Here is a 16,604-nt window from a genome sequence, read left to right on the forward strand (position 1 = left end):
TAAAATGGAGTTAATCGGCGACCTACTCCAGGAAGGCTCAAAAAACTCTAAACTAATACTGGATCGGGTTTCGGATTTTTAATGCAAACAAAATCGAGGGGCAGGATATCGGTATGTTGTTAAAAAAACTTGTTTCCGAAAATAATCCCCAGACTGTAGCAGAGTTAATCGACGCACAACTCAAAATCGGTCAACTGACTTGGGGCGAACTCAGCACACAAGTTTTCGGCCAGCACTGGCGGGACGAATCTTTTCACGAAGTCCTCACAGAAATTGCAGCTAAGCTCGACAAAGAAACAGCGAGCAAAATTATAGAATATCTCACAGCTCAAAACGGTCAACAAGAAAAATTTATTAATTTGTTTTTAGCAGCGCAATGCTTGTTAAAAGTTAAACATGATGTTAATAAAAAAACCGCAAAAAAACTGTTAAACGCTTTAAAAAAGTTATCGCAATACGGCACGGGTTTCCTGATTCTTTATCAAAGCGCTCAAGAATTGCAGGAAACTTATCAAATTCGCAATCGATCGATCGCCGCGATCGCCCAAACTTGGAAAAACGACCCGCAAACCCTGCCCTGGCTGAAAATACTCGCTCACTCCAGTGACTGCGGCGAAGTCCGAGCCACAGCAGTCGGAGCAATCGCCCGCGGTTGGCCAGACCAGCCAGAAATTTACCTGATGCTCAAAAACCTCGCCAAATCCGATGGAAGCTGGGCAGTGCGATCGACCTGCGTGCGAGAAATGGCTTGTGGTTGGTCAGACACGAACGATACCTTGCCGCTGCTGACTGCCTTGGCTCAGTTCGATCAAAGTCCCGCAGTCCGCACCGCAGCACTCGAACAGTTGGCATCTAATTGGCCCGATCGCACAGATACCTTGCTGCTGCTGAGAACCGCCGCCGAATCCGACGAAAATTTGGGAGTGCGAGTCGCAGCCTGGCAAGAAATAGCCAGAGGTTGGCACAGCCTTTTAGGCACGCTTTCCCTGCTCAAAAACCTTGCCCAGACAGGAAGTTCTATCCTGCGAACCGTAGCGGTGCGGGAGTTGGCAGCGGGCTGGCCCGCCGCCGCCGACGTTTGCCTGCTGCTGAAAACCCTAGCCGAATCCGACAGCAGCAAAGAAGTGCGGACAGCAGCCTTAGAAGAATTGGCTTCGCACTGGCCCGGCGAACCAGACATTTACCCGCTGCTGAAAACTAAAGCCGAGTCCGACGCGAGTTCTAGCGTCCGGCGCTCAGCAGTGCAAGCAATTGCCTCTGGCTGGCCCGGGAACCCCGAAACTCTGACTTTTTTGAAAAATATAGCATTGGGCGATCGCGACGCCGACCTGCGAGAAATAGCCCTACAACAGATAGCCGCAGGTTGGCCCGACCACCCAGAAACCCTGCCCCTGCTGCAAAAAATAGCTGATTCCGAGGATTACTGGACTGTGCGGCAAGTAGTAGTGGAAGCCGTCGCCGCAATGCCGTCAGCCAGTCTTGAAGTTTTTGCTTGGTTGCAAAATCTCGCCGAGTCAGACAGACACCTGAACGTCCGAGAAACTGCGGTGGAAGAGATCGCAAAACGCTGGTCTCACCGGGGCGAGACGCTGCCTTTCCTCAAAAGCCTGGTCGAGTCGGAGCAAGATTCTCACCTGCTGAGCGTGCTGGTGCGGGCGATCGTGCGGGGGTGGCCAGACGACCCGGAAACCTTGCCTTGGCTGAAAATTCAGCTCGATTCTAGCGATGCGCTGGTCCGCCCGGCGGCGCTGCTTGAACTCGCTTACAACTGGCCGGACAACCCTGAAACTTGGATGCTGCTGGAGGCTAAAGCAGAGGGTGATGAGAGTCCGGCTGTCAGGCAAATGGCTTTGCAAAAGTTAGCCCGGGCGCGGACAAATCAGTCTCAAACTTTCGAGTGGCTCAAAAGTAGAGCTCAAAAGGATGAAGATTCGCAGGTGCGGGCGATCGCCCTGGTAGAGTTAATGCGGGGATGGAAAGACGAGCCGGGAATGTTTGAGTTTTTGCGCGATCGAGCTTTGAGCGATGTTGACAGTCAAAACGGTTCTTTTCCTTACAATCCCAGATTTACAGCACTCGAAGCGATTATCGAACATTATCCCGAAAATCCGGGAGTTGTGCCCTTGTTGCGATCGCTTGCAGTTTCCGACACCGACGAGCAAGTGCGGGCCTTAGCGGGTCGCCGCCTGCGCAGCCAAGACTGGTAAACAGAAACAATCGCTTTTTTTAATATCTGCTGCAGTTATCCGGACGATCGCCGCTTTTGATAGTAGATGAATTTGCTTTGGTCTAAAAGATACTTTGCACCGGAGCAAGCACTTCTTAGTGTGAGATTTATTGACTATTTAAGCAACGCGTAAAGGAGTACGTGTGATGGGTACTAAATTCAAGAGAAGAATTCTCTCAATTGATGGTGGTGGTATTCGGGGTATCATTCCTGCGATCCTTCTCAACTACATTGAAGAGCGCACAGGAAAACGCATAGCAACAATGTTTGATTTTATTGCAGGCACTTCAACCGGAGGCATTTTAGCACTGGGTTTAACTAAAAAGAACTCTGACTCTAGCATCAATAATGAGCCCGAGTATACCGCTGCCGAACTTGTAAATTTCTATCGCAAATATGGACAAAAGATTTTTAATGAGTATGTTCCAGTAAATTTTGATGATTTGCTACAACCCAAGCACAACCCAAAAGGTAGGGAAGAAGTTTTAAAGGCTCTTCTAGGTGAAGCTAAGGTTGAAGAGGCCTTACGAGAAATTTTCATCCCGAGCTATGATATCGAACTCAGAGCACCGATTTTTTTTACAAGCAACCGGGATGCAGAGGAACCAGAAAGTATTCATAGCCGCAAATTATGTAGCGGATTCAAAATGTGGGAGGCAGGAATGGCAACTTCTGCTGCACCGACATTCTTTCCACCCTACGAACTCGAAACGGCACATACTACCGATGAGGGACATTACGCTTTGATAGACGGTGGAGTTTTTGCAAATAATCCTTCCTCACTTGCAATGATGGAGGCGATGATTTCTTACAAGAGAAAGACTAAGGAAGAACTATACCGTAAGGATATCCTTATTGTTTCTCTGGGTACTGGCTCAGTAACTAGGAGATATAAGTATAGAGACGCCAAAAATTGGGGACAAATCAAATGGGCACTTCCCTTACTTAACGTTGTTTTCGATGGTCAAAGCGAATCCGTTGCGTTTCAGCTAGATCAGCTAATGGTGACTAAAGGAGACCAAGACAATAACCGAAACTACTATCGTTTTCAACTTCAATTGAGTAGGGAGAATGGTCAGGATCAAATGGACAATGCAAGTCCCAGTAATATCGATCACCTTGAGGAGCGAGCTGAAAAACTGATCGAACACAGTAAGACAGATTTGAATGAGTTGTGTAATCTTTTGAAGGAGGAAACTGAACTATATTCTAATTAACCGCACCGTTAAATCGAGCTCCGGTTGGAAGATTTTTAATGGGGTAAGACTTTGTGTGTATTCATTCCCACAACAGGGCATCCCAAACCGCACCGCTTCCCCCATCATCGAACAACGATCGCGATCCGAAGCCGTTTTCTCCCACCTGAGCAAGTGTTCCCGAAAATTCGGGAGTTGTGCCAATGTTGCGATCGCTTGTAGTTTCCGACGCCGACGAGCAAGTCAATGCCTTAGCGGGCTGCAGGCTGCACAGCCAAGATTGGTAAACAAAAACAATACCCCAGTTTCTCCAACAGTCCTCGACGCCAAGCCTCTGCACAAGCCCGTGACATGTAGCGGCAATTCCGCGTGGTTGCCCCGTCTGTGGTGATGTTGCGTCCAGGATTGTCCAAGAAACCGGGGTTCAAGAAATTTCCCAACAGTTCTTAATTATGTCTCGCGAACTTCCGAGGTAATTCCTTCAGGTTGTGCTGTTGCCGTCAGAAATTCCAAAATTTGGTCAGGAGTTAAGTTTGGATTAGCCTGAAGCATTAGAGCAACTACACCTGCAACATAGGGAGCAGCCATAGAAGTTCCGTTCAATATGCCATAACCATCTACGTTTCTCGGCGTAATCGGAACTGTAGATAAGACTTCATAGCCCGGAGCAACCACAAAATTGGTTGTTATCGAACCAGCAGGATTGGAAAAAATTGTTACCTGTTTACCTGGAGTTGTTACTGCTCCGACAGCTACTCCCAAATTGTCGAAAGCATAAAATGCTGGAAAACTTGGTTCGCTTGGGTTGAGTTTATCCCTATCATTTCCCGCTGCCATTACCACAAAAACCCCAGCTCCCTTGGCATCTTCTAGGGCTTTCCGTACTTCGTTATTAAGGAACTCTAGCCCGCCCAAACTCATGTTAATCACATCTGCACCATTGTTTACCGCATAGCGGATGCCGTCAACGAGATTTGAAACAGATACATCTCCAAAATTTCCGACCCTAATCGGCATAATCTGAGCCTCATAAGCCACCCCATTCATTTCCAGCGTATTATTGAGAGGAGTGATGTCAATTCCATTTCTTTGGGCCCCTATGATTCCTGCTACATGAGTTCCGTGAAACCCACGCCGATCATTTAACTCTGGGGAGGGATTTGCATCGCCATCCACAAAATCCCACCCATTTACATCATCGCTAACTCCATTGAGATCGTCATCAATACCATTCCCCGGAATTTCATTAGGATTCCGCCAGATATTGCTCTTTAAATCGGGATGACTCAAGTCAACGCCACTATCGAGTACCGCAACCACAACACCTTTACCCGTGTATCCTGCTTTCCAGGCTGGGGCAACGTTTAGCAGGTTTAAGTCCGCTATATTATTAAACTTAGTTGCAGTGGTGAGCGGGTCAGCAGCATCCAACTGCTGTTTATCAGTGGCAGCCGCAACGGCCGCTGCTGCATCCACCAGCCCGTAGCCGAACAAATTGTTGAAATTATCTGTTGTCGGTGCAGCTAAGATGCTGAGGTTATAGCGCGTGTTGCCTGCAAAAGAATTGACTCCGAGGAAATAACTACCTGCTGGCAAACCTCTAAAGAAAATTTCCTCTGGATTGTTCCCTTGCTGTTGAGGAACGCCAAGAATTTCACCAAAATCAACCTTATTGTTTTTATTAACATCTTGAAACAGCACTAAATCTGCATCTGTACCTGGATATATTCCCCGCAAGTTGACTTGAAGGTTGCTGGGCTGTGGGAGATCAAATTTGTAGAGTTTCGCAGGTTGTTTTTCCTCAACAAAGTCGTCCAACGAACCCTGGATTCTGCTGCTGAATGTGCCAATAGGAATAGCTTGGTTTAGCCCGAACTGAATTGGCTGGACATTGATATCGAGGTTGTAGCCGGTGTTAGCTCCCCGAACAGCTTGTTCAACGAAGATAAAGTATCTGCTGGGTACAAAAAAGCGACTTTCAATGACTTCTGACTGAGTTCCAGAATTGCGGGAGGCAGAGACAGAGACGATTTCGTCTGGACTCAGTTGACCGTCGAGATTAGCATCCCTCACCAAGAATAAATTAGCGTCCCCATTCAAACCGCTGAGTTGTAATTGAATACTGCTCGGTGTGTTAGTAGTAGTAAAAGTGTAAATATCTCGTAAGTCGTCTTCTCCTACGAAGTCCTTGAGCGACTGAATTGGATTTTTCAGGACATCGAGATTTATTGGTCTGTTAAGGTTGTCATCTAAGACAAAATCGGCAGGGGCAAAACGATCCCGGAGTTCTGCGGGCGAAACGTTGGCTACCTGTCCCAATATCCTGTTATTAGCTTTAATCTTAATTAAAGTTCCCCCTGCCCAGGGTTCTAGATTTAGGTCAGCTTCGCTGAGGTTGTCAGTTAATCCAATGCCGTCAAATCTAGGGTCGAAGTCAGCGATCCAATCTACTGCTGCATTTAGTAGATCTGTTCGGAGTACAAACGTATCGTTGCCACCACCACCAACTAGCGTATCTCCATCCAAGTCGCCAGCCAAAATGTCATCGCCCTCATCACCTCTAAGTAGGTCGCTGCCTTGACCTGCACGCAACAAGTCATTTCCTTGACCTCCGATGAGGGCATCGTTACCGACATACCCGAACAGCAAATCCTCACCGCCACCGCCATCGATCGATTCTGGAGAGACCGAACCAATCACAATATCATTACCTTCTAAAGCCCGCAGTCCTCTGGTGAAGGGATTTAAAAGTCCTGGGGTTAGCCTGAAGTAATCAGAATTGGGAGTTAGATCGAAAAAGTTACCGTCATTGCTGGAACTATTCACAACAAGATGCTCCTGGTCAGATTAACAAATATATTTTAAGAATTTAAAAAAAAATAATCATGAAATTTCAACGTTTTTTAACAATACAGGGCTTACGCACCTGGCACACTAAATTTTAATTTTAGGGTGCATCAGATAAAGTACTCGAACGGTTATAGAGGGTTGAGATATCTGAGGCACCTTGCTAATTATGACAATCGCGTCAGTCCTGCAATAGTCAAAGAAGATTATGTTCCTCTTCCTGGCTCGATCGAGCTGGCGATCGCCAGCCTGGTGATTTCGGGACTAGGGAATATGCTGTCAATGCAACAGAACGCATAGGACATAACACAAACGCATTGCTTAATCAAGGTGTGAAAAAAATCAGTGAAAAATCCCGAAGCTTTGTGTGTAATGGTTTACATTAGTTGCATATTTAGCATTTCATACCGTAAATCAGCAACTCCCAGAAACAGTGCGAAAATCCCCCAGTACCGATCGCACATATCGATTTATTCCGATAAAAGGCCGATCGCATACCGCACCGCTTCCCCCATCATCGAACCCCAAATGCGATCGGACGCCGTTTTCTCCCACGCGAGCAACTGTTCCCGAAACAGCGGGTCTTGCTTGGCAGTAATGCACGATGCTTGCCATTTCCGACGCAGAAGAGCAAGTGCGGGTATTAGCCAATCTCCGGCTTCAAGTGTTCACAATTAACTGTTAATAATCGATTAAAAGGGTAATTGCATACCGCACCGCTTCCCCCATCATCGAACAGCGAACGCGATCGGATGCCGTTTTCTCCCACCTGAGCAACTGTTCCCGAAACACCGGGTCTTGCTTGGCCCGCTGCACGATCGCCTGACTGATGACTTTCTTTTGAATCTGCTCTGTCGGGATACCTTGCTGCTTCAAATAATCCAACAGCCGCTGCACGCTTTCGGAGAATTTATCCGGCGTCTGAGACATCAAAATAAACGAAATTTGGCGCACCATTCGCTGGTAGATTTCCTGTCTTCTGAGCAACGCCTCCTTCTGACTCGGCTCCGGGTTGTTACTAGGAATAGCCAAGTCGAGCAAACTCAAAATTTCAGCGCCCTTGGCTAAAACCTTTTCCAGCATATCTGGATAAAGCGCCAATATGCGATCGCCCAAAATCTTGCCATTCACCAAACGGTTCGCGCTCAGCCGCAGTAAATGTTGTTCTCCAGCAGACTCAAAAAATTGAACGTTCAACTTGAGTTCGCGGCTTTCCAACTCTACCCGACGCACCGTAAAAACCAAAGCTTCCCAATTAGGAGGTTCAGCAAAACTCACTTCCACAATCGAACTTTCCTCTTGATGCTGCCGCCCCAATTCCCCAGACTCAAAATCGCGATCGACGGGCAAGCGATTTGCCGCAACTTTCGCAGTATAATCAAACTGAGTAAAAACATAGCGACAGTCAACCTTCGACAGATCGACATCTTGAACTTGCCAATTTTGAATGCAGCAGCCCGTAAGCTGCGCCCCCTCCAAATTCGTCCGAATCAAACGGCACTCAATCAAACAAGCTTCTCTTAAATCCACCTCACCTAACATCGCATCCATCAAATAAGCGCCGCTCAAATCAGCTTTTTGCAAATCAGCATTGCGCAAATTAGCTTCGCTCAAATCCGCCCGCAGCAAATACACTCCTTTCAGGTTAGCTCGCAGCAAAAGCGCCTTCTTAAAACTCGCTTTCAATAAATAAGAACCTGCCAGATTAGCTCGACTCAAATCAGCGTTATCCAGCACCGCCTCAGTCAAATCCGCCCCCGCCAGCACAGCTCGGTGCAAGTCAGCGCCCGTCAGATTTGCCGATCGCATTTGAGCGCCATTCAAGTCAGCTTCAATCAAATTTACACCGATTAAAATTGCCGATCGCAAATTCGCTTCCACCAAATGCGCTTCCCGCAAATTAGCACCAGTTAAATTAGCACCCACAAGACTGGCGCGGTTGAGATTCGCCTCCATCAATTCCGCCGCCATCAACTTCGCGCCGTCGAGTTTAGCGCCGGCCAAATTAATTTGGTCAGATTTAACTCTTTGAAGATTAGCACCGCCCAAATCCGCTTCAGGCAGCGCTGCCCAATTGAGCTCTGCCGCTTCCAAACAAGCAAGGCGCAAATCCGCTTTAGCAAGATTTGCCCCGCTCAAATTTGCCCCGCTCAGATTCGCCCCAGCCAGCCCCACACTGCGGAGATCCGCGCGGCGCAAACAAGCCCCTATCAACTTGGCATTGCTCAAAAAAGACCAGCTCAAATTAGCACCGGTCAAGTTAGCACCAGTGAAGTCTATTTCTCGCAGGTTAACACCGCTCAAACTAGCGCCGCTGAGGTCTATGTGACCAAAGTTGCGCTCTCCCTGTTGATAGCGCTGTAAAAATTCTTGTGTTTGCATTCCGCAGGTTTGGGGGCTGGCAATTTAGCTGTTTTAGGACGCGCTGGTCAATCGATTTTAGATTTTAGATTTGAGATTTTAGATTTGAAGCATTGACCCCAAAGATAAATTCGGGGGTTCCTTTATCGGATACAGGTTTTTTATTTCTGGACGGATGAATCCGGGGGCTTGTATCCTGGATGCTTGATTGTCAATAACTTTAACTCTAAGGTGCGCACGGAACACTACCGGGCTGGGCACGGGGACACTACCTCTACTACTTACTGCCAGAACTCACGTCCTCCGGGCGATCCGTGCGTACTTTACCCCTATAGATAGCAGCTCAAAGGATTTGTTGCTTGACATTCTCACGCCCGCTAAAGCAACGGTGATTCTAAACATCACTGTTTAGGCTTCCTCTTTCGGCGACCCGACTTATTTGAAAGAGTCTCCTCATTCAAACAGAGGTCGATATCTCCAGAGGCGTTTGAGGTTCCCGTATGCCCTACGGTACGCAATCCTAGTTCTAATATGTTGCGAGCGGCATTCCAATCTCGGTCTAAAACAAATCCACAATGCGGACAAATATGTGTTCTTTGACTTAACGATTTCTTCGCGACTTTCCCGCAATTAGAACAATTTTGACTTGTATAGTGTGGTGGCACTGCAACAGTCGCCACCCCAAATACTTTGCCAAAATATTCAACCCAATTCCTAAAAGCTGTCCAGGCTGCATCTGATATAGACTTGGACAGCTTTTTATTTTTAACCATGTTACGCACCGACAAGTCCTCATAGGCTACCAAGTCGTTGGACTGGATTACGCACCTTGCTAATTTCACGGCAAAGTCTTTACGTCGCCTACTTACCTTGAGGTGTTTTCTGCTTAAACGATTCCGAGCCGCTTCTCTATTTTTAGAGCCTTTCTGCGTTCTAGAAAGCCTGCGATTAAGCTTTTTAAGCGACCTCTCAGACTTTCTCAGATGGCGTGGATTCTCTACGGTGTTTCCGTCAGAGTCTGTATAGAAGTGCGTTAACCCTACGTCTAAACCAATGGTTCGTCCCGTAGGTTCCCGCTTTTCATTTCGTTCGACATCAATAATTAAAGTCAGTGACTCTCTCGCGAGAGCCACTCCTCTCCAAAACCGTGCGTAACAGTTTCCCGTTACACGGCTCCTCAGTGATCTGGCGTTTGTCACACGCACCTCATTACCAACATATCCTCTTTCCAATACCAATTTTGGTTGAGGGGTGGTTTAGGCTTGACGCTATTGCAGTCAGATTGTTTGCCGTAACTACCGTCTAAGGCAGTTTTTGTGTCGTGGCAGTGTCGATGAAGAAGTTGCCAATTTTCATATGAATCCTTGCCACCTTTCGATTTGGGGATTTTGTGGTCTAGCTCTATGACATCTTCATCTTTAAAGTACATTCCGCAGTGAGCGCATTTACCATTCTGTTTTTTCAGCAGGGATGCTGTTCGCTTAGGCATCTCTGGATGGTCGCCCATTCTTATGCTCCAATAGACCAGATTTCCGTCGTATGGTGACGCTTCGCCTTTAACTTTTACATGACGTTTTATAGGTGTTGTGTCATGTTTTTGTAACCGTAAAGGATTTTGTCCTTCTAGCTTGGTTGCGAAGACCCAGTTATCGCCGTTTATGGATTGCCAGTATTTTTTTGTTATCCATTTGCCTGTTTTTTGGGGATGGCGGCGTTTTGCCCAATAACGTAGTTTCCAGTACACCAAAAAATCTAAGTGAGAATATGTCTTTTTACTCACTTGTGTTGAGTAGTAATTTGCCCATCCTCTGATTATTGGGTTGAGATTTTTAATTAACCCTGATTGCGGTACCGCTTTGTGGGCATTGATTACTTCTACAAGGTTTTTGTAGTGTTCCTGTACTTTTTCTTTGCTTGGGGTGATGAGTGTTATAAAACCTAGTGGCTCTTTTTTTGTATTCAGGTCTGTTCGGTATTTTCCTACTTTTACCTGCTTAATATTGAACCCCAAAAAGTCAAGCCCTGGGTTTTCCCTTTCAAATTGTTTTAGGGTGTGGGCTATTCTTGTTTTGCTAGGTTTTAATTCCAGACCTATGCCTTTTAACCATTCTGAGATTAACTCTTTGCATTCTTGGACGACGGTTATATTTTCGTGGAGAATCACGAAATCATCGGCGTACCGAATGAGATTAAGACTGGTTCTTTTATCCCTTTTGGGCATTTTCTTGCCATTTGGGTATCTCATTTCTAGGGTTTCGGCGTGGGCTTTAACCCGTTCTTCCATCCCGTGGAGGGCAATGTTTGCTAATAGAGGTGAAATTACTCCCCCTTGTGGTGTACCCTCGAATGTAGGAAACAACTGTTTTCCATCCATAACTCCAGCCCTTAACCACGAGCGAATTTGTCGCCTAGTTCTGGGGCTGGTATTCAATTTTTTTAACAGTGCTTCATGGTTGATGCAGTCGAAACATTTTGCAATATCCGCATCCAGCACGTATTTGGCTTTATACCTAATTGCGTCGTATATAGCTTGAACCGCATCTTGGCATGACCTTCCGGGTCTGAACCCATAACTGTTAGGTTCAAATCGCGCTTCCCATTCAGGCTCTAGAGCCTGTTTGACAAGCGCTTGCAGTGCGCGGTCTTTCATTGTAGGTATTCCTAAAGGTCGTTTCTCTTCCCTACCAGGCTTTGGAATCCATACTCTTCTGGTTGGACATACCTTAGAACCCAATTTAATTTCCCCTATTAGGTTTTGACGTTGCTTTGGGGTTAGTGATTTGACACCATCTACACCAGCCGTCTTTTTTCCTTGGTTATCTTGGGTGACTCTACGAACCGCGATACATTTTGCCGACCAGGAACTCATCAACAACTTTTGGAGCCTGCGAAGTGTCTTGACATCTCCACGTTGAGAGGCTTTGTAAATCCGCTTTTGCAGCTTGAACATTCTCCTCTCTAGCTTTTGCCAAGGGATTTGGTTCCATTCATACATCGGTTGTTCTATCGTGTCCATGACTTATACACTGCTACTTGTAGCTTTACAATCCATGTCACCGTGAGTCTGTTAGCCTATCCTTGCTGTTAGACAAGGCATTTGCTTTTGACTCAATCTTTCCCGTTCGTAGCATACGGTTAGCACCTGCTCAGTTATCGACCTAACTGAGAGCTATCGAGCGGTTTACTTCGTTCCCAATAACCATTGATTGAACCGTTAGAATGATGCTTCTCCTCCGGGTTTTAGGGAAGTGCTTGTCGGTCAATTTCTGGCTTGCCAACTCCCTATCCTTGCCCATTTTGGGTCATCCAGCGTATCAGCCTTATTTCGCTGGTTCGTTCTAACGAAGGCTCACACACATCTTTGCTCTCGCTATTCATAGGTTCTTGCTCAACGGATGCTAGATTAGGCTTCCAGCATTGCCGCCTTTCATCCCCGCTTTACGGATTGATGGCTAGTCGCTACCGTAGGGGAAGTGCTTTCACCACTGCACTTGTGGGGTGGGATTTTAGTTTTCTAGGTTACTTACTATCACCCACATGGTTATTGAGTTGTCATCTAACAGAGGATTAAAGTGCGAACTCTATCCTTATTGGATTACCCTATTAGAGCCTGGAATCCCCCTAATTTAGTTAGGTTTCTCCAGAACGAATCGCACCAGAATTGCACGTAGTATCCATCGGCTCGACGAACTACGCGCACCCGCTTGACTTGACTTAGCTGGTAGAAGTGAAGGTCGCGAGTTCCCCATAATTTAAAACTTCCTGCTTTGAATCCATCACTGAAAGTTATATTTCGCCTGTCGTCAGAAAGCTTCCATCCGCAATTCTTGTATTCAACAGAACCGTGCGTTTCATGCTTTTTGAAACGGGGAAAACCTTTCTTTCCGGGTTTTGCTTTTTTGCAGTTGTAGAAAAACCGTGCAATCGCTGACCAAGCTCTTTCGGCCGAAGCCTGCCTAGCCATTGAGTTAAGCTTGGCAGCGAACGGAAATTCCCTGGCTAAGATTGCACAATAAGCGCTTAACTCATAGCGACCTACACCTTTTGTGTCCATCCAGTACCTGATGCAGCTATTACGAATGAAGCGAGCAGTACGAATGGCTTCGTCTAGCCGTTCGTACTGCTCGCTCTTTCCTTCTAGCTTGGCTTCACATACTAACATTTACGTCGATGGAATCGATATAAAAACTATAGCACAGTTTTGACGGAATTAAAGCCGTCCTGTAACGACGGGGCTTTAAACCCATTTTTTCGGTAAGTTCTATTTTTACTACCAGTTTTACAGACTTTTGTAACTTCAAGTAGCCGAGTTCATATCTGATACGCTGCCCAGCCGGAGAGTGTTTTTACCTAAAGCGCTGCAATTCTTGCTGCAAGTGTTTTCCCCATTTAGTCGCTAGAGAAATTTCTGTAAAAGGAACCTGCACCGCAGCAGCATCTTTCAACAAAAATTCGAGGGCGATCGGACTTCCAGAACTCGGCGGCGACTCTAAATCAACTGCCTGAGAGTTGACTAACAACCGCAGCGACTGCACATCTTTTAAAGAAAAAGTTTGCAAATTCACAGGCCCGCTGCGAGTAGGTTTTCCCCAAGTTAAACTGTCTTCTTGCTGACCGAGTACAGCATAAATATCGTACTTGGCTTTAGCGAATTGTTCGGCCCAGACGCGATACGCTTCCAGCTTTTGATACTCGTTCCATCCAGCCCAAGCTAGAGAAATAAAAATTGCCAGCAGCGGCAGCCACATTAAACCTCTTTCCATGCAATACCCTTGTTCAAAATACTCGCTTGTTCTGTTTCTCATCTTCTCTAATGATACAATTAATTGAACTACTAAAACTTGCTCTGCAATTTAAACTAGAAATTAGAGCAATTTTTGATCGCTCAACAGCCACCGCCGAAAACTACCAACCCCCCGCGTGCGAGATCCCCACAAGTCGCAGCAAGGAAAACTGGCGCTGGCGGTGAAAATTGGGTTATTGTGGGGAACAAGCCTTCCCTAAACGGACGATCGGCCATGAAAAAGTTTTTCCTTCTGTGCTTATTTTTAATCGGGTTCGGCTGGGCGATTTCTAATTTCCCAGGACTTGCTACTCAAGGCACTTACGACTCGATTGTGCTGGATTTCCGCGAAGATTTGGGTGCTGCTGAGATTGCCAAAGAAGTAAATGCGATCGCTCAACAGTACCAAGTCGCACCGCAACTCAACAGCGAATTCTCAGCAGGCGACAATGTATATGTTGTTAAGGGCGATCGCACTTTGCTAAAGGCCCTGAGAAAATCAAATTTGGCTAAAGATACCGAATACATTGAACCGAACTACGTCTACAGCGCTTTAGAGATTCCCAACGACCCCATGTATACAAAGCAGTGGAATCTCCGCAGCATCAATGTAGAATCTGCCTGGAACGAAACCAAAGGCAGCGGCACAACAGTAGCGATAATTGACACGGGTATTACTCCAGTCGCTGACTTAAAAGAAACCAAATTTGTACCGGGCTATGACTTTGTAAACGATCGCGCCGAAGCCTACGATGACAACGGCCACGGTACTCACGTCGCAGGTACAGTCGCCCAATCAACTAACAACAATTATGGCGTCGCAGGGATCGCCTACGAAGCAGCTTTAATGCCACTAAAAGTGTTAAGCGGCAGCGGCGGCGGCACAGTTTCCGACATTGCCGAAGCGATTAAATTTGCTGCTGACAACGGCGCAGATGTCATCAACATGAGTCTCGGCGGCGGTGGCGAAAGTCAGTTAATGGAAGAGGCGATAGACTACGCCCACTCTAAAGGCGTTGTCATCATCGCAGCCGCAGGCAACTCCGGCGAGAGTTCTGCTTCTTATCCCGCCCGCTATCCCCACGTCATCGGCGTTTCCGCCCTCGGCCCGGACGACGAAAAAGCCCCTTACTCCAATTTCGGCGCGGGAGTTGACATTTCAGCCCCCGGCGGTTCTGAAATCGGCAAGATCCTGCAAAGTACGATCGACCCGGAAACCGGCGCGGAAGTCTTTGAAGGCTACCAAGGCACTAGCATGGCTTCTCCCCACGTTGCAGCCGTTGCAGCCCTTGTCAAGGCTTCCGGCATCACAGAACCAGACGCAATTCGCAGCGTACTCTTGCAGTCCTCGCGAAATGTCGCTGAAGATCCGTTAAACCATTTTGGTTCGGGACACCTCGACGCAGCAGCAGCAGTTCAGCTAGCCCAGCGCGGACAAATTAACTTCCGCGATTTCTTCCGCTGGCTGCGCGATAACGGCTATCTCAACCCCCGCTTTTGGATTGACGGCGGTGCAGTCGCACTGTTGCCTAAAATTGCCATGGTGCTCGGTTCTTACCTGCTGGCTTTCTTTTTGCGGAATTATTTTCCGTTCCAGTGGACTTGGGGCTTTGCCGGCGGTCTGATGGCTGGCAGTTCTGGGTTCTTTTTCCTGCGGAACTTGTTTGTATTTGACTTGCCGCAGTGGCCGATGCGGGTAATGGGCAGTTCTATTCCCGAACTCGGCGGCGCAATTAATGGCAGCAGTATGCTGAATCCCTTTTTTGCTAGCGTTTTGATTCCTGGGATTTTGATTGCTTTGCTGTTGGGACATCAACAGTGGAAGTGGATCGCGATCGCAATTTCGATCGGCTTTGCCAGCAGTTTAGCAGTGAATGCTTTTGTGTCTCCCGCCGTCTGGGGATTGGGCACAGGTTTGGTATCACAAACATTCTTGATTGTCAATGCTTTACTGTGTTTTGGACTGGCCCGTTTAGCAATTAAAACAGAGGTGCGATCGGCATGAGTATTACTGTCAAAGGTGTAATTGAACGCAAAGGATTGGGGCCCGGTACTTGGGCTTTGGTTGGCGAAGATGGGGAAACTTACGAACTTAAGGATGCTCCTTCTGAGTTGAAAAAAGCTGGGTTGAAAGTTAGTGTTAAAGGTGAAGTGCGTAAGGATGTGATGACTTTTGCTATGATCGGCCCGGTTCTTGAGGTGCAATCTTTTGAGGCGATTTAGCCTAATTGGTTAATGCAGCTTTTGAGCAAAAAAAAACCTCGGCCAAAATTGGCTGGGGTTTATTAATCAGGGTGCATCTTTATTTACTTTCCAGTTGCTAGCACGCTTTTCGGGACAAATTGATTTTTGACCGCAGATGCACGCAGATTAACGCGGATAATTCTTTACTTATTGAAATTTTGCGGTTTTGGCTGCAATACGAAAAAAAAACCCGGCCAAAATTGGTCGGGAGTTATTTAATCAGGGTGCATCTACTAATTTAATGTCCGGTTCGAGGTGCACCTGTTCCGGACAGTTTGGGAAAATTTGGGAAATTTTGCGGTTTTGGCTGCAATACGAAAAAAAAACCCGGCCAAAATTGGTCGGGAGTTAATTAATCAGGGTGCATCTACTAATTTAGTCTCCGGTTCGAGGTGTACCTGTTCCGGAAAGTTTGGGAAAATTTGGGAAAATTCGTGGTTTGGGGTGCGATCGCCAAAAAAAACCCCAAACCAAAATTGGCGGGGAGTTAATTAATCAGGGTGCATCTACCAATTAAGCTTCCTGAGAATTCCAGCGCCATCCGGACAACCTCAAACTTTATTCAGCATCACCGTCGATACCGCAAAAAAAAACCCCAAACCAAAATTGGTCGGGAGTTATTTAATCAGGGTGCATCTACCAATTAAGCTTCCTGAGAATTCGATCTCCATCCGGACAACCTCAAACTTTATTCAGCATCACCGTCGATACCGCCAAAAAAAACCCGGCCAAAATTGGTCGGGAGTTATTTAATCAGGGTGCATCTACTAATTTAATCTCCCGCCTCAAAACACCTCTTTCAGGACACTTTGACAGAATTTTGGAGAATCTGTGGCGAGGGCGGGCGATCGCCAAAAAAAACCCGACCTAAATTGGTCGGGAGTTATTTAATCAGGGTGCATCTACTAATTTAATCTCCCGCCTCAAAACACCTCTTTCAGGACAC

The 16,604-nt window shown here is 46.8% G+C and carries 11 protein-coding genes and 2 pseudogenes; 5 read left to right on the forward strand and 8 right to left on the reverse strand.

Features of this window, described 5'->3' with window-relative positions; translation table 11 throughout:
- The first annotated feature begins 113 nt into the window (after positions 1-113).
- Together QUA80_RS18495 and QUA80_RS18500 are read left to right on the forward strand one after the other, a co-directional pair.
- Complete coding sequence (locus tag QUA80_RS18495; protein WP_333426575.1) at positions 114-2,207, forward strand: HEAT repeat domain-containing protein; 2,094 nt, start codon at positions 114-116, stop codon at positions 2,205-2,207.
- Positions 2,208-2,373: 166 nt separating this feature from the next.
- Positions 2,374-3,444 (forward strand): patatin-like phospholipase family protein, encoded by a 1,071-nt coding sequence (locus QUA80_RS18500; RefSeq protein ID WP_333426576.1) that lies wholly within the window; start codon positions 2,374-2,376, stop codon positions 3,442-3,444.
- A 61-nt stretch (positions 3,445-3,505) separates the two neighbouring features.
- Here the strand turns inward: QUA80_RS18500 and QUA80_RS18505 are convergent, their stop codons facing one another.
- Together QUA80_RS18505 and QUA80_RS18510 are read right to left on the reverse strand one after the other, a co-directional pair.
- Entirely contained in the window at positions 3,506-3,670 is a 165-nt protein-coding gene (locus QUA80_RS18505) for a hypothetical protein (protein WP_333426577.1), read from the reverse strand.
- Positions 3,671-3,873: 203 nt separating this feature from the next.
- A complete protein-coding gene (locus tag QUA80_RS18510) occupies positions 3,874-6,249 on the reverse strand; it encodes a S8 family serine peptidase (protein WP_333426578.1) in 2,376 nt (791 codons plus the stop codon).
- A 126-nt stretch (positions 6,250-6,375) separates the two neighbouring features.
- On the opposite strand from QUA80_RS18510, the gene QUA80_RS18515 reads away from it, so the two are divergent.
- Entirely contained in the window at positions 6,376-6,570 is a 195-nt protein-coding gene (locus QUA80_RS18515) for a hypothetical protein (protein ID WP_333426579.1), read from the forward strand.
- A 114-nt stretch (positions 6,571-6,684) separates the two neighbouring features.
- Here QUA80_RS18515 and QUA80_RS18520 read toward each other — a convergent pair whose 3' ends face one another.
- The 6 genes and pseudogenes from QUA80_RS18520 to QUA80_RS18545 all read right to left on the reverse strand — a co-directional run bounded on the left by QUA80_RS18520 (position 6,685) and on the right by QUA80_RS18545 (position 13,394).
- Positions 6,685-6,921 (reverse strand): hypothetical protein, encoded by a 237-nt coding sequence (locus tag QUA80_RS18520; RefSeq protein ID WP_333426580.1) that lies wholly within the window; start codon positions 6,919-6,921, stop codon positions 6,685-6,687.
- 30 nt (positions 6,922-6,951) lie between these two features.
- Positions 6,952-8,652 carry a pentapeptide repeat-containing protein gene (locus QUA80_RS18525; RefSeq protein ID WP_333426581.1) on the reverse strand — a complete coding sequence of 567 codons (1,701 nt, stop codon included), beginning with the start codon at positions 8,650-8,652 and terminating at the stop codon, positions 6,952-6,954.
- Positions 8,653-9,032: 380 nt separating this feature from the next.
- Positions 9,033-9,731, reverse strand: a pseudogene (locus tag QUA80_RS18530) (RNA-guided endonuclease InsQ/TnpB family protein); the annotation flags it as partial.
- Positions 9,732-9,826: 95 nt separating this feature from the next.
- The gene (gene ltrA / locus QUA80_RS18535) at positions 9,827-11,647 is read right to left on the reverse strand and encodes a group II intron reverse transcriptase/maturase (RefSeq protein ID WP_333426582.1); all 1,821 of its coding nucleotides are present in this window, start codon (positions 11,645-11,647) and stop codon (positions 9,827-9,829) included.
- A gap of 642 nt (positions 11,648-12,289) precedes the next feature.
- Positions 12,290-12,793: pseudogene (locus tag QUA80_RS18540) on the reverse strand (RNA-guided endonuclease TnpB family protein); the annotation flags it as partial.
- Positions 12,794-12,977: 184 nt separating this feature from the next.
- Positions 12,978-13,394 carry a hypothetical protein gene (locus QUA80_RS18545; RefSeq protein ID WP_333426596.1) on the reverse strand — a complete coding sequence of 139 codons (417 nt, stop codon included), beginning with the start codon at positions 13,392-13,394 and terminating at the stop codon, positions 12,978-12,980.
- 255 nt (positions 13,395-13,649) lie between these two features.
- Here QUA80_RS18545 and QUA80_RS18550 point away from each other — a divergent pair, with 255 nt between their 5' ends.
- The gene (locus tag QUA80_RS18550) at positions 13,650-15,419 is read left to right on the forward strand and encodes a S8 family peptidase (protein ID WP_333426583.1); all 1,770 of its coding nucleotides are present in this window, start codon (positions 13,650-13,652) and stop codon (positions 15,417-15,419) included.
- Complete coding sequence (locus QUA80_RS18555) at positions 15,416-15,637, forward strand: hypothetical protein (protein WP_172184928.1); 222 nt, start codon at positions 15,416-15,418, stop codon at positions 15,635-15,637. Before QUA80_RS18550 ends, QUA80_RS18555 begins: the two co-directional genes overlap by 4 nt.
- Positions 15,638-16,604 lie beyond the last annotated feature (967 nt).

The organism is Microcoleus sp. F4-D5 (assembly GCF_036704885.1).
GTDB lineage: Bacteria > Cyanobacteriota > Cyanobacteriia > Cyanobacteriales > Microcoleaceae > Microcoleus.